General features: G+C 72.2%; 13 protein-coding genes. 7 read left to right on the forward strand and 6 right to left on the reverse strand.

Features of this window, described 5'->3' with window-relative positions:
• Positions 1–53: 53 nt before the first annotated feature.
• Positions 54–656 carry a nucleoside deaminase gene (locus tag ACM9LD_RS11930; RefSeq protein WP_415676860.1) on the reverse strand — a complete coding sequence of 201 codons (603 nt, stop codon included), beginning with the start codon at positions 654–656 and terminating at the stop codon, positions 54–56.
• 69 nt (positions 657–725) lie between these two features.
• Between ACM9LD_RS11930 and ACM9LD_RS11935 the strand changes: the two genes are divergently transcribed.
• Complete coding sequence (locus ACM9LD_RS11935; RefSeq protein WP_415676861.1) at positions 726–1,130, forward strand: MmcQ/YjbR family DNA-binding protein; 405 nt, start codon at positions 726–728, stop codon at positions 1,128–1,130.
• Here the strand turns inward: ACM9LD_RS11935 and ACM9LD_RS11940 are convergent.
• On the reverse strand, positions 1,099–1,518 hold the full coding sequence (locus ACM9LD_RS11940) for a DUF5360 family protein (protein WP_415676862.1): 420 nt from the start codon (positions 1,516–1,518) through the stop codon (positions 1,099–1,101). The two genes, ACM9LD_RS11935 and ACM9LD_RS11940, sit on opposite strands and share 32 nt — an antisense overlap.
• Positions 1,515–1,847, reverse strand: a complete 333-nt coding sequence (locus tag ACM9LD_RS11945) for a DMT family transporter (RefSeq protein WP_415676863.1) — start codon at positions 1,845–1,847, stop codon at positions 1,515–1,517. The genes ACM9LD_RS11940 and ACM9LD_RS11945 overlap by 4 nt, the downstream gene beginning before the upstream one ends.
• 70 nt (positions 1,848–1,917) lie before the next feature.
• Here ACM9LD_RS11945 and ACM9LD_RS11950 point away from each other — a divergent pair, with 70 nt between their 5' ends.
• The 3 genes from ACM9LD_RS11950 to pheT all read left to right on the forward strand — a co-directional run bounded on the left by ACM9LD_RS11950 (position 1,918) and on the right by pheT (position 6,193).
• Positions 1,918–2,547 carry a TetR family transcriptional regulator gene (locus ACM9LD_RS11950; RefSeq protein WP_415676864.1) on the forward strand — a complete coding sequence of 210 codons (630 nt, stop codon included), beginning with the start codon at positions 1,918–1,920 and terminating at the stop codon, positions 2,545–2,547.
• A gap of 75 nt (positions 2,548–2,622) precedes the next feature.
• On the forward strand, positions 2,623–3,678 hold the full coding sequence (pheS, locus tag ACM9LD_RS11955; RefSeq protein WP_415676865.1) for a phenylalanine--tRNA ligase subunit alpha: 1,056 nt from the start codon (positions 2,623–2,625) through the stop codon (positions 3,676–3,678).
• A 46-nt stretch (positions 3,679–3,724) separates the two neighbouring features.
• On the forward strand, positions 3,725–6,193 hold the full coding sequence (pheT, locus tag ACM9LD_RS11960) for a phenylalanine--tRNA ligase subunit beta (RefSeq protein WP_415676866.1): 2,469 nt from the start codon (positions 3,725–3,727) through the stop codon (positions 6,191–6,193).
• Here the strand turns inward: pheT and ACM9LD_RS11965 are convergent.
• Positions 6,164–7,570 (reverse strand): DHA2 family efflux MFS transporter permease subunit, encoded by a 1,407-nt coding sequence (locus tag ACM9LD_RS11965; RefSeq protein WP_415676867.1) that lies wholly within the window; start codon positions 7,568–7,570, stop codon positions 6,164–6,166. The two genes, pheT and ACM9LD_RS11965, sit on opposite strands and share 30 nt — an antisense overlap.
• Positions 7,567–8,181 carry an NADPH-dependent FMN reductase gene (locus ACM9LD_RS11970; RefSeq protein WP_415676868.1) on the reverse strand — a complete coding sequence of 205 codons (615 nt, stop codon included), beginning with the start codon at positions 8,179–8,181 and terminating at the stop codon, positions 7,567–7,569. The genes ACM9LD_RS11965 and ACM9LD_RS11970 overlap by 4 nt, the downstream gene beginning before the upstream one ends.
• A 65-nt stretch (positions 8,182–8,246) precedes the next feature.
• On the opposite strand from ACM9LD_RS11970, the gene ACM9LD_RS11975 reads away from it, so the two are divergent.
• Positions 8,247–8,852, forward strand: a complete 606-nt coding sequence (locus tag ACM9LD_RS11975; RefSeq protein ID WP_415676869.1) for a TetR/AcrR family transcriptional regulator — start codon at positions 8,247–8,249, stop codon at positions 8,850–8,852.
• Between the two features lie 81 nt (positions 8,853–8,933).
• On the opposite strand, the gene ACM9LD_RS11980 is transcribed toward ACM9LD_RS11975, so the two are convergent.
• Entirely contained in the window at positions 8,934–10,766 is a 1,833-nt protein-coding gene (locus ACM9LD_RS11980; protein ID WP_415676870.1) for a flavin-containing monooxygenase, read from the reverse strand.
• 139 nt (positions 10,767–10,905) lie between these two features.
• On the opposite strand from ACM9LD_RS11980, the gene ACM9LD_RS11985 reads away from it, so the two are divergent.
• Positions 10,906–12,108 carry a GAF domain-containing protein gene (locus tag ACM9LD_RS11985; protein WP_415676871.1) on the forward strand — a complete coding sequence of 401 codons (1,203 nt, stop codon included), beginning with the start codon at positions 10,906–10,908 and terminating at the stop codon, positions 12,106–12,108.
• 94 nt (positions 12,109–12,202) lie between these two features.
• Complete coding sequence (locus tag ACM9LD_RS11990; RefSeq protein WP_415676872.1) at positions 12,203–12,973, forward strand: acetoin reductase; 771 nt, start codon at positions 12,203–12,205, stop codon at positions 12,971–12,973.
• Positions 12,974–12,987 lie beyond the last annotated feature (14 nt).

The raw sequence follows: 12,987 nt of genomic DNA on the forward strand, positions 1-12,987 counted from the left end.
GGTAGGCAGCCCGATCCGCTGATCGATTGCCTCGATGTGACGACGGTGTTGCATCATGCGAGCGCGATGTTGCCCGACGCCGTGCCGTCCGCGTTCTTGCTCGCCTGGTACGTCCGGGACAGCTCGTCGTAGGCAGCGATCAGGTCCTCCAGCCGGTCGGGGCACGCTGCTCGCGCGAGCGGCATGAGGTCGGTCGCGCGGAAGAACGCATTGCTCCGGTTGTACAGGTCACGGCCGGGCGCCGGTGCCGTGCGGTCGGGGTCGGGGACGGCATAGACCTCGGTCAGGATCCGGATGTCGTGCGGGATCGCGAAGGACCGTTCGGAGTCGCTGTGGCTGAACAGGTAGGAGAAGTTGTCGAAGCCGGACCAGGCGATGCCCGACAGGCACAGCGAGCACGGTTCGTGCGTGGCGAGGAAGACGCAGCCGGCCGGCGCAGGGCGGTCGTCGAGCTCGTAGAACTGCTTGATCGCGTGGATCTCGCCGTGCCAGAGCGGGTTCGACGTCTCGTCGTTGGTCGCCGCGACCACGGTGCTCAGGTCGCTCTTGCGGAGGATCGCCGCACCGAACAGTTTGTTCCCCGCCGCGACGCCGGCGCGGGTCAGCGGCACGATCTCGTCGGCGATCACGGTCAGCAGGCGGTTCACGTCGGTCATGCGCTCATCACACCGCATGTCGGCACCGGGCGCTCGCCCACCGCCGGCTCCGCGCGTACCGTCGGGATCGTGAGGCGAGCGGCGCGAATCGAGGACGTGGCCGCGATCGCGCTCGCCCTGCCGCGCGTCGTGGAGGTCGCGGCGTGGGGAGGCCGCCCGGCGTGGCAGGTGAGCAAGAAGGTGTTCTGCGGCAACCGGTCGCCGCGGCCCGACGCGGTCGACGCCGACGGCGTCCGGCTCGACGACGTGATCCTGATCCGCACGCCCGACGAGTCCGACAAGCTCGCGCTGGTCCAGGCCGACGGGCCGTTCTTCACCACGCCCCACTTCGACGGTTACAACGCCGTCCTGATCAGGGCGTCCCGCCTCGGGGAGATCAGCCGGGATGAGCTGGCCGAGGTGATCGAGGACGCGTGGTGCGCCTGCGCCCCGAAGACAGTGGTCAGGGCGTGGCTCGCCGAGCGCGCTCGCTGACCTCGGAAGGAGTCCGGGCGAGGTCGGCGACGACGATCACCGCCACCACCATCAGGCCGATGTTCGGCCCCCACCAGGCGAGGTCGACGTCACCCGCGAACGCCCAGAACGAGATCGCCATCAGGCCCGCGCAGAAGGTCAGAGCGCAACCGATGGTGAGCACGATCCGGCCGGTCTCGGGTCGGGTGCGGACGAGCCGCAGGCCCGCTGTGCCGAATCCGACGGCGAGCGCGTCGAGCGGGAGGAACGACCAGTTCCACGCCTGGACCACGGGGTTCGTGTAATCGCGAAACCGCCATTGCTCAGGGATCGCGCCGGCGATGATCGCCGCCCAGTAGGCAGTGAGGGCGACGTCGACGAGGAGCAGGAGCGCCTTTGCGCCCCTCATTCGGCTGCCGTCGACAGGTTGATGATCGCGACACCGACCACCGTCACGGCTATTCCGGCGATCGTGGTCGCGGAGACCCGATCGCCGAACAGGAGTGCGGCGGCGGCAGTGACGAGAACGGTGCCCGCCGCGGACCAGACCGCGTACGCGACGCCGACCGAGATCTCGCGCAGCGACAGCCCGAGGAAGGCGAAGGCGCCGAGGTAGCCGGGGACCACGGCGGCGAGTGGCCAGAGATTCTTGTAGCCGTCCGTCGCGCGGAGCGCGAGGGTGGCCGCGACCTCGCAGACGATGGCCGCCGCGAGTAGGAGAACTGCGGTGCGGGACATTCCACCTCCAAAGAATCAGACCGGTTGGTATGTTTCACGGAGTGGGTGCGCACTGTCAAGAGGGGGAGCCATGCAGGAACGGGCCGCACGGACGCGGGAGGCGCTCCTCGACGCTGTGGCGGAGATCGTGGACGCCCGCGGTTACGACGGGGCCTCGCTCGCCGACGTCCTCGCGCGCGCCGGCGTCACTAAGGGGGCGATGTACCACCATTTCCCCTCCAAGGCGGCGCTCGTGGGCGCCCTGGTCGAGGAGCAGTTCGCGCCGATCCTCGCGTCGCCGACGATCCCGGGGATGCCGGTCCTGCACGCGGCCGAGATCACGCTGCAGGCGCTCGCGGCCACCGTCGACGACGTGCGGTTCCGTGCTGCCTTCGGCGTTGTCGTCGACCGCCCCCATCCCGAACTGGCGCCGTGGTCGCGACCCGTCGACGAGTGGAGCGAGGTCTTCGCGGCGCAGTTCGCCGCCGCGCGGGACGTGGGTGACCTCGGGGACGGCGTCGACGTCGCAGCCGAGGGTGAGGCCGTCGTCGCGACGACGATCGGGTGTTTCTGTATGGCGCGCGCCGCCGGTGTGCCCGGTCGCGCCGTCGAGGCCGTCGCGACGGCCTGGGGAATGGTTGTCGACCGCGCCGTCGTCGCGGGCCGCCGTGCCGCGCACCGTCGGGCGCTGACCGAGCTGGTGGGCGCGTACCAGCGGTAATGCGATTCCGTCCGCGGAATCCCGTCGACTAGTCTGGTCGGGTACCGTCCCACCCTCACCGAGGAGCCCAGAGCAGTGTCGGAAGACCAGATCGCCCCTGTTGACGACCTCAGCGAAGCCGCGCTCGACGCGTTCGCCGCGGAGGCCGCGCGGGCGTTCGACGCCGCGTCCGACCTCGAGGCCCTGAACGCGGCCCGGCTGGCCCACCTCGGGGAGAAGTCGCCGCTCGCGCTGAGCAAGCGCGCCCTCGGCTCCATCCCCAAGGAGGAGCGCAAGGACGCCGGCAAGCGGGTCAACGTCGCGCAGGGCCGGGCCCGCGCCGCGTATGAGCAGCGCAAGGCGGTCCTCGACGCCGAGCGCGACGCCGCGGTGCTCGTCTCCGAGTCGATCGACGTCACGCTGCCGTCGGCGCGCGCGCCGCAGGGCGCCCGTCACCCCGTCAGCATCATCGCCGATGAGGTGGCCGACTTCTTCGTGGGCATCGGCTGGGAGATCGCCGAGGGGCCCGAGGTCGAGACCGAGCACTTCAACTTCGACGCGCTCAACTTCCTCCCGGACCACCCGGCGCGCTCGATGCAGGACACCTTCTACGTCGCGCCCGAGGGCTCGCGGCAGGTGCTGCGCACCCACACCTCCCCGGTACAGGTGCGCTCGATGCTCACGCGCGACGTGCCGATCTACGTGGCCTGCCCCGGCCGTACCTTCCGCACCGACGAGTTGGACGCCACCCACACTCCGGTGTTCAGCCAGGTCGAGGGCCTCGCGGTCGACAAGGGCCTGACGATGGCGCACCTGCGCGGCACTCTCGAGGCCTTCGCCAAGGCGATGTTCGGCCCCGAGACCACCACCCGCATGCGGCCGAACTACTTCCCCTTCACGGAGCCGTCGGCCGAGGTCGACGTGTGGTTCCCGAACAAGAAGGGCGGCGCCGGCTGGATCGAGTGGGGCGGCTGCGGCATGGTCAACCCGAACGTGCTGCGCGCCTGCGGCATCGACCCCGAGGAGTACTCGGGCTTCGCCTTCGGCATGGGCCTCGAGCGCACCCTCCAGTTCCGCACCGGCCTCTCGGACATGCGCGACATCGTCGAGGGCGACGTCCGCTTCACCCTGCCCTTCGGCGTCCGCGGCTAGCGCCGCCCACCGCTTCCACAGCCACACCAGGAGAAGGACTTCCACCGTGCGCGTTGCACAGTCATGGCTCACCGAGATCCTCCGCCGCGACACCCCGGACTGGGGCGTCACCGCCGACGAGCTGGACGCGGGGTTCGTCCGCGTCGGCTTCGAGGTCGAGGAGCTCGACTCGCTCGACACCGTGACCGGCCCGCTGAAGATCGGCCGCGTCGTGGCGATCGAGGAGCTCACGAACTTCCGCAAGCCGATCCGGTTCTGCCAGGTCGACGTCGGCGAGGCCGAGCCGCGCGACATCGTCTGCGGCGCCCGCAACTTCGCCGAGGGTGATCTCATCGTCGCGGCGCTGCCCGGCGCCGTGCTGCCCGGCGGCTTCGCGATCGCCACGCGCCAGACGTACGACCACACCTCCGACGGCATGATCTGCTCGGTCTCCGAGCTCGGCCTCGGCACCGACCACTCGGGCATTCTCGTGCTGCCCGCCGGTACCGCGGAGCCCGGCGACGACGCCAAGCAGGTGCTCGGCATGGACGACACCGTGATCGAGCTCAACGTGACGCCCGACCGCGGCTACGCCTTCTCGGTGCGCGGCCTGGCCCGCGAGCTGGCCTGCGGCTACGACCTGCCCTTCACCGACATCACCACCCCGTCGGACAAGGCAGGGAGCGGCGCCGGCGGCGTGGACGTCACCGTCGAGCCCGAGTCGGGCTGCACCCGCTTCACCGCGCTGCGCGTCGAGGGCATCGACCCGAAGGCCGTCAGCCCGTGGTGGCTGCAGCGCCGCCTGCTCACCTCCGGCGTGCGCCCGATCAGCGCTGCGGTGGACGTGACCAACTACCTCATGCTGCTCAGCGGCCAGCCGCTGCACGCCTTCGACGCCGACAAGGTGCGCGGCGGCCTCGTCGTGCGCGCGTCGCGCCCGGGCGAGACCCTCGAGACCCTCGACCACGTCGAGCGGAAGCTCGATCCCGAGGACGCGGTCATCGTCGACGACTCCGGGCCCGTCTCGCTCGCCGGCGTCATGGGCGGCGCCACCACCGAGGTGGGCGACGACACCGTCAACGTGATCCTCGAGGGCGCCATCTGGAACCCCGTCAAGGTGTTCCGCACGGGCAAGCGGCACAAGCTCAGTTCGGACGCGGCCAAGCGCTACGAGCGCACCGTCGATCCCGCGATCTCCGTGTGGACGGTCCGCGAGGCGGCCCGCCTGCTCACTGAGATCGCCGGCGGCACCGTCGTGGGAGAGCTCACCGACCTCGGCGGCTACTCCGAGCGCCCGCAGGTGACCATCGCCGCGGACCGTCCGGACCGCGTCGCGGGAATCACCTACGCCCCGGGCACGACGGTGCGCCGCCTCACCCAGATCGGCTGCGAGGTCGAGGGCGAGAGCAGCCTGACGGTGACCCCGCCGACGTGGCGGCCGGACCTGAACATGGTCGCCGACCTGGTCGAGGAGGTGCTGCGGCTCGAGGGGCTGGAGCAGATCCCGCCCGTGCTGCCCGCCGCGCCCGGCGGCCGGGGGCTCAGCGCCCGGCAGCGTCGCCGCCGCACCGTGAGTCGCTCGCTCGCGCACACCGGCCACGTCGAGGTCCTCACCAGCCCGTTCCTGCCCGCCGGGGTCTTCGACACCTGGGGGCTGGAGGCGGACGACCCGCGCCGGAACACCACGAAGGTGCTCAACCCGCTCGAGTCGGACCGGCCGTCGCTCGCCACCACGCTGTTGCCGGGTCTGCTGGAGATCCTGGCGCGCAACGTCTCCCGCGGGCAGCGCGACCTCGCGCTGTACACGATCGCCCAGGTGGTGCTGCCGTCGGAGAAGACGGTCGCCGTCGACCCGATCCCCGTCGACCGCCGTCCCACCGCCGAGCAGGTCGCCGAGCTCGACGCCTCGCTGCCGAGCCAACCCGAGCACATCGCGCTCGTCTTCACCGGCCAGCGGGTCCTCGCCGGGCCGTCCGGGCCGGGCCGGGCCGCCGACGCCGCGGACGCCTTCGAGGCGGTCCGCGAGATCGGCCGCGCGAGCAACGTGGAGCTGACGCTGCGGTCCGCGCAGTTCGCGCCGTTCCATCCCGGACGGTGCGCCGAGGTCCTCGTCGGCGAGGCGGTCGTCGGGCACGCGGGCGAGCTGCATCCCGCGGTGCTGGAGCGCGCGGGCCTGCCGGCGCGCACCTGCGCCGTCGAACTGGACCTCGACGCGATCCCGCTGGCCGAGAACCTGCCCGCGCCCGTCATCTCGCCGTTCCCGGCGGTGCTGCAGGACGTCGCCGTCGTCGTCGACGCCGAGGTCCCCGCGGAGGCGGTCAAGGCCGCGCTGGCCGACGGTGCCGGGGAGCTCCTGGAGGCCATCTCGCTGTTCGACGTCTTCGCCGGCGCGCAGGTGGGCGAGGGCCGCAAGTCGATGGCCTTCTCGCTGCGCTTCCGCGCGGGCGACCGCACGCTGACCGAGGACGAGGCCTCCGCGGCGCGCGACGCCGCGGTGGCGAAGGCGTCAGAGCTCGTGGGCGCCGTCCTGCGCTGACCCGCGCCGGCGGTACAGGAGCAGCCCGGCGACGCCGCACCCGATCGCGCTGCCCACCAGCGGGATCGCGGCGAGGTGGAATCCGGACGGCGGGCCGCCCGGGGCGGAGGCGACGAGCACGGCGCACAGGGCGCCGCCCAGCGAGCCACCGATCCGCTGCAGGATGTTGACCTGCGTGATCGCGCCGGGGAGCTGGTCCGCGGTCACCGCGCGGTAGGCGGCCACCGTCACGGGCGTCGCGACGAGGCTGATCGAGGCGCCGAACGCGACGAGCAGCGCCTGGACCAGCCAGGTCGGCGCGTCCGCCGGCAGCATCGAGAACGGTGCGACGGCGGCCGTCGCGAGGACCGACCCGACGAGGACCACCGGCGCGGGGCCGAACCGGTCGACCCACCGGCCGGTGAACGGGGAGATCACGCAGGTCGCTCCCGCGAGGCCGAGCAGGCTGGTGCCCGCGTCGAGCGGGCTCTGCCCGCGCCCGAGCTGGAAGTAGAGTGCGAACAGGATCCCGCTGCCGAAGATCAGCGTGCCGGCGAAGAAGGCCCCGAGGGCGCTCGCGCGGAAGCCCGGGGCGGTGAACAGGCGCAGGTCGAGTAGGGGATGGTCGGTGCGCAGGCTGGCGGCGCCGAACCATCCCAGCGCGAGGGTCGCGGCGGCGCCGATCACCAGCACGTCGGCCGTGGGGCGGCCCGTCTCGCCCCAGCGGGTCGCGGCGAAGACCAGGGCCGGCAGTCCGAGGGTGATCAGCACGAGCCCGGTCCGGTGTAGCGGCACCGGCGGTGCCGTGGGGAAACGTGGGATCAGCCGGTGACCGAGGAGCCCGGCGGCGATGCCGATCGGCACGTTGATGAGGAAGAGCCACGGCCAGGGCGCGGCGGCGAGGACGTGGCCGCCGATCAGGCCGCCGGCCGCGAGCGCCGCCGCGACGGCGAGTCCCAGGGTGCCCATGACCCGGCCCAGCCGCTCCGGCCCCACGGCCAGGCCGAGGATCGTCTGGCCCGTCGGGATGAGGACACCGCCGGCGAGGCCCTGGACCACCCGGGCTGCGATGAGCGTCTCCACGGTCGGCGCCGCCGCGCACAGGACGGAGGCGAGGGTGAACCCGGCCAGGGCGGCCAGACACAGGCGCCGCACGCCCCACCGGTTCCCGAGCCGCGCCGCCAGCGGCAGCGAGACGGCGAGGGCGAGCAGGTAGGCGCTGGCGACCCATTGGGTGAGCGACAGCGGCGCGCCCAGGGCGTCGCCGATGGAGGCGAGGCCCACGTTGACGATGGTCGCGTCGAGCCCGCTGGCGAAGGCGCCTGCGGCGATCACGCTGCACAGCCGCCAGGTGCGGCCGTCGATCCGGTCGCCGGTGCGCGCCGCGGTGGCGGTCATGACGCCCGCGCCGCGCGCAGGGGGCGCAGCGCCTCCGACCAGGCGAGCACCTCGTCGAACATCCGGTGCAGCGCCGGCTCGTGGAACGCGGCGGGGGCGAAAGCGCCCTCCTGCCGGACGTCGGGCAGGTCGAAGTCGGTGAACAGGTTGAGGGCCACCGTGGTCCGGACGCAGGCCGTCTTCGTCTCGGCGAGGACGAGGCGGAGGTGCTCGACGGCGCGGACGCCGCCGTGGATCCCGAAGCTCACGAAACCGGCCGTCTTGTCGTTCCACTCGGCGAAGAGGTAGTCGATCGCGTTCTTCACGGCCGCGGGCGCGGAGTGGTTGTACTCGGGGACCACGAAGACGAAGCCGTCGAACGATCCGATCACCTCCGCCCAGCGGCGGGTGTGCGGGTGCCGGTACCCGCCGACGGCGGCGGGGAGGGGCTCGTCGAGCAGCGGCAGGTCCTGGTCGGCCAGGTCGACGGTGGCGACGACGGCCCGGCCCCGCAGGTGTTCGGTCGCGGCGCGGTGCACCCACGCGGCGACCTGATCGGTGCGGCGCCCGGGGCGGGTGGACCCGATGATGACGGCGATGCGGGGAAGCTCGGTGTGCGGTGTGGTGTCCATAACCCAATGTACAACGATCATTGCACTAGATACAATGGTGATTGTACCTATGGAAGGGTGTGGTCATGCGTGAGGACAAGCGACAGGATCTGCTGCGCGGCGCGGTGCGGGTGTTCGCCGCCGACGGCTTCAGCCGCGCGAGCATCCAGAGCCTCGCGGCCGAGGGCGGCGTCTCGACGCGGACCATCTACAACCAGTACGGCAACAAGGAGGACCTGTTCCGCGCCGTCGTGCTGGACAGCGCGACCCGCGTCGCGGAGAGGCAGATCGCCGTCGCCGAGAAGTACCTCGGCCGGATCGTGGACCTGCGCGCGGATCTCATCGCCTTCGGCCGCGCCTGGTCGGTGCGCGACCCCGACAGTCGCGACCACTTCCGGATGGTCGGCCAGATCAACGCCGACGTCGACCACATCGCGCCCGACGTCCTCGCCGGATGGCGCGCCGCCGGCCCGGACCGGGTCCGGGCCGCGATCGGCGAGCTGCTCGTTGCGCTCGACCGGGACGGACATCTGCGCATCGACGACGGCGAGCTCGCGGCGGTGCACCTGATCAACCTCACGGCCGGCGCGGTCGGCGGCGTGAGCGGCACGGGGCGCACCGTCGAGCCCGCCGAGGAGGAGCGCATCGTCGCCGCCGGCGTCGACGTCTTCCTCGCGGCCTACGCGCGCTGACCGCACCGTCGACCCCGGACGTGGAGCCGGCCCCGGCGGCGCATCGCGTGCTGCCGCCGGGGCCGGAGTCGGTGGGGCCGCCTAGCTGGTGTGATGCACCTCGGCCAGCTGGTAGACGGGGGTGTCGATGCCCTCGTAGCGGGCCTTGAGCTGCAGTGCCAGGTACAGCGAGTAGTGCCGCGACTGGTGCAGGTTGCCGCCCATCATCCACAGGCCGGGCACCTGCGTCGGCTTCCACATGTTGCGCTGCTCGCCCTCCCAGGGGCCGGGGTCCTTGGTGGTCGCGGAGCCGAGGCCCCAGCACTTGCCCAGCGTGTCGGCGGTCTCCTGGCCCATCAGGTCGGCGGCCCAGCCGTTCATCGAGCCGTAGCCGGTCGCGTACACGACCAGGTCGGCGGGAAGCTCGGTCCCGTCCTTCAGGACCACGCTGTTCTCCGTCAGGTGGTCGACGCCGCCCTTGGCCAGCTTGATCGAGCCGTCGATGATGAGACCGGCGGCGCCGACGTCGATGTAGTAACCCGAGCCGCGGCGCAGGTACTTCATGAACAGGCCCGAGTCGTCGTCGCCGAAGTCGAGTTCGTAGCCCGCGTCCTCAAGGCCCCGGTAGAAGTCGGCATCGATCTCGCGGACCTTGTCGTAGATCGGCTTCTGGAACTCGTTCATGATCTTGTACGGCAGCGAGGCGAAGATCATGTCGGCCTTGTCGGTGGTCACGCCGTTGGCCAGGGCGCGCTCGCTGTACAGGTCGCCGAGGCCGTGCTCCATGAGTGACTCGGACTTGATGATGTGGGTGGAGCTGCGCTGCACCATGGTCACCTCGGCACCGGCCTCGATGAGCGCCTTGCTGATGTCGAGCGCCGAGTTGTTGGCGCCGATCACCACGACCTTCTTGCCCGCGTAGGCGTCCGGTCCCGGGTGCTTCGACGAGTGGTGCTGCTCGCCCTGGAAGACGTCCATCCCCTCGAACGCCGGGATGTTCGGCTTGCCGGACATACCCGTCGCGAGCACCAGTTGCTTGGGGTGCAGGGTCAGGCGCTCGCCGTCCTTGTTCACCTCGACGGTCCACTCGCCCTTCGCCTCGTCGTACGACGCGGACAGCGCCTCGGTGCGCGACCAGTACGGCACCTCCATGACGCGCGTGTACATCTCGAGCCAGTCGCCGATCTTGTCCTTCGGGGCGAAGACGGGCCAGTTGGCCGGGAAGGGCAGGTACGGCAGGTGGTCGTACCAGACCGGATCGTGCAGGCAGAGCGACTTGTACCGGCCGCGCCACTGGTCACCCGGCCGGTCGTACTTGTCGACGACGAGCGCCGGCACGCCCAGCTGCCGCAGGCGGGCGCCGAGCGCGATGCCGCCCTGGCCGCCGCCGATGACGAGGGTGTCGGGCTGGATCGACCGGCCGAGCTCGGCCTCCTCCTGCTCGCGGCGCTCGGCCCACGTCGGAGCGGCATTGTGCGCGCCGTGCACCGCGCCCATGGGCCGGTTGGTGCCGAACGACTCCTCGTGTCCCTTGAGCTCCCGGAGCGTCGTCAGGAGCGTCCACGCCCGGTCGACGCCGTCCTCGCCCTGCCGGATGCGCACGTGGCCCTTGCCGCGGCCGACGCCGGTCTCGAAGCCGATGAACGCCTCGGCCACCTCGTCGCCCGACGCCGGGTCGGTGGTCGCGAAGGCGCTGGGTGCCGTCCCGTCCAGGCGCTCGGTGAGCATCGCCGCGATCTGGTCGCGGCCCTCGCTGGTGTGCAGGTTCCAGGTGAACGACACCAGGTCGCGCCAGAAGCCGCCGGGCTCGAAGAGGTCCGCCGCCGCGGCGACGTCGCGCGCGGCCAGAGCCGCCTCGAACTTCGCGAGCCAGGCGTCGACCCGCTCCTGGGGGCCGGTGGCGACGTCAGGCGCCGATTCCGCGATCGCGGTCATGTCCTACTCCTTCACGTTCTGTGTGCTGCTGTGGTGTGCATCACACGCCCGATGTGACGGGGGTTACAAGGGTTGCGTCCCGTTGCACGGTTCTGGGCGATCGCCCCTGCCGCGACGGGCGGCGATGCAGAATCGAGGGGTGGCACACGCAGTGGAGCCGGCGGTGGCGCACGGAGAGGACCCCCGGACCTACGCGCGCCTGCTGGCCGAGGTGTACGACGCGACGATGGCCGGGGAGCGGCCACCCGCGCGCCCGCGGGAGGTGATCGGCGACTCCTGGGAACGCGTCATCGCCGCAGGCCTGCGGCCCGATTCCGGCGCGGGCCCCGCGATCCACTCCGCCGACCTGTCCCGGCTGCGTCGGGAATCCGGGCTCGCGGGCCTCATCGACGACTTCACCACGGGCCTCGCCCCGATCACCGACGCCGGGTCGAGCATCATGGTCGTCTCCGACGCCGACGGTCGGCTGTTGTGGCGCAGCGGCTCGACGCGTGTGCTCCGCGAGGCCGACCGACTCGGTTTCGTCGAGGGGGCCGCGTGGTCGGAGAGCGACGTGGGCACCAACGCCATCGGCACCGCGCTGGCCTCGCGCGCCGCCGTGCAGACCTTCTCGGCCGAGCACTTCGCCCGCAACCAGCACCCCTGGACCTGCTCGGCGGCACCGATCCGCGACCGTCGCACCGGCCGGCTCCTCGGCGTCGTCGATGTCAGTGGACCGGCGTCGACGGTGCATCCCACGACGCTCGCGCTGGTCGCGGCCGTCGCCGGCCTCGCCGAGGCGACGCTGCGCGAGGCCCACCTGGCCGGGCTCGACCAGCTGCGCACCGTCGCGGCGCCGATCCTCGCGGGGCTCGCCGGCCCGGGCCTCGTGGTCGACTCGCACGGCTGGGTCGCCGCAGTCGGTCAGCTCGCGCCCTGCACCCGGGTCACCCTGCCGAACGCCGTGGACTCGGCGCACCTGTGGCTGCCGGAGCTGGGGCAGTGCACCGTCGAGCCGCTGCCCGGCGGGTGGCTGCTACGGCCCGTCGCCGACGAGCCCCGCGACGGCGCCACCCGGGTGACGCTCGACCTGCGGGCCGGGAAGGCCCCGTCGGTCACGGTAGCCGGGGCGACGGGGGAGTGGCGGCATCAGCTGACGCCGCGGCACGCCCAAATCCTCGAGCTGCTCGCCGACGGCCGCGGGCACACCGCCGCGCAGGTCGCGGCGTCGCTGTTCGGCGACCCCGCGCGCGTGGTGACCGTGCGCGCGGAGATCTCGCGGCTGCGCCGGGTGCTGTCCGGGCTGATCGCCGCCCAGCCCTACCGCTTCGCCGACGCGGTGGTGCTCGAGACACTGCGCTGAGCCCGCCGCAAGGCCGCAACCCCACGCAACCTTTGCCGCATGTGTCCCGGGTCACATAGACCGGAGTCGGACCACGTCGACGAAGGGACACACGATGGCGCGCATCGCACTGGTGACGGGAGCGGGACGAGGGATCGGCGCGGGCATCGCGCGGCGCCTCGCCGCGGACGGCCTCGACCTGGCCCTGGTGGACCTCACCGCCGACGGCGTCGAGGCCGTCGCGGAGGAGATCCGGGCGACGGGCCGCCGCGCCGTCGCGCTCACCGCGGACGTCGCCGACCGCGATGCGGTCTTCGGCGTCGTCGCCGCGACCGTCGAGGCGTTGGGCGGGCTCGACGTGATGGTGAACAACGCCGGCGTGGCACTCGTCGGGCCGGTCGCGGACGTCACGCCGGAGGAGCTACGGCGGCTGTTCTCGGTGAACGTGGACGGCGTGCTCTGGGGCATCCAGGCCGCCGCGGCGTCGTTCATCGAGCGCGGGGTGCGCGGCAAGATCGTCAACGCCGCCTCCATCGCCGGGCACGAGGGCTTCGCCATGCTCGGCGCCTACAGCGCCACCAAGTTCGCGGTCCGCGGGTTCACGCAGGCCGCCGCGAAGGAGTACGCGACGCACGGCATCACCGTCAACGCGTACTGCCCCGGGGTGGTGGGCACCGACATGTGGGTCGAGATCGACCGCCGCTTCGCCGACCTGACCGGCGCCGAGGTGGGCGCGACGTACGACCAGTTCGTCGGCGGCATCGCGCTCGGCCGGGCGCAGACGCCGGAGGACGTCGCCGCGTTCGTCTCCCACCTGGCCTCTCCCGATTCCGACTACATGACGGGGCAGGCCGTGCTCATCGACGGCGGCCTGGTCTACCGCTGACACCGTGCGGAGGG

It is taken from the genome of Tsukamurella hominis, assembly GCF_965137015.1.
Taxonomy (GTDB): Bacteria; Actinomycetota; Actinomycetes; order Mycobacteriales; family Mycobacteriaceae; genus Tsukamurella; species Tsukamurella hominis.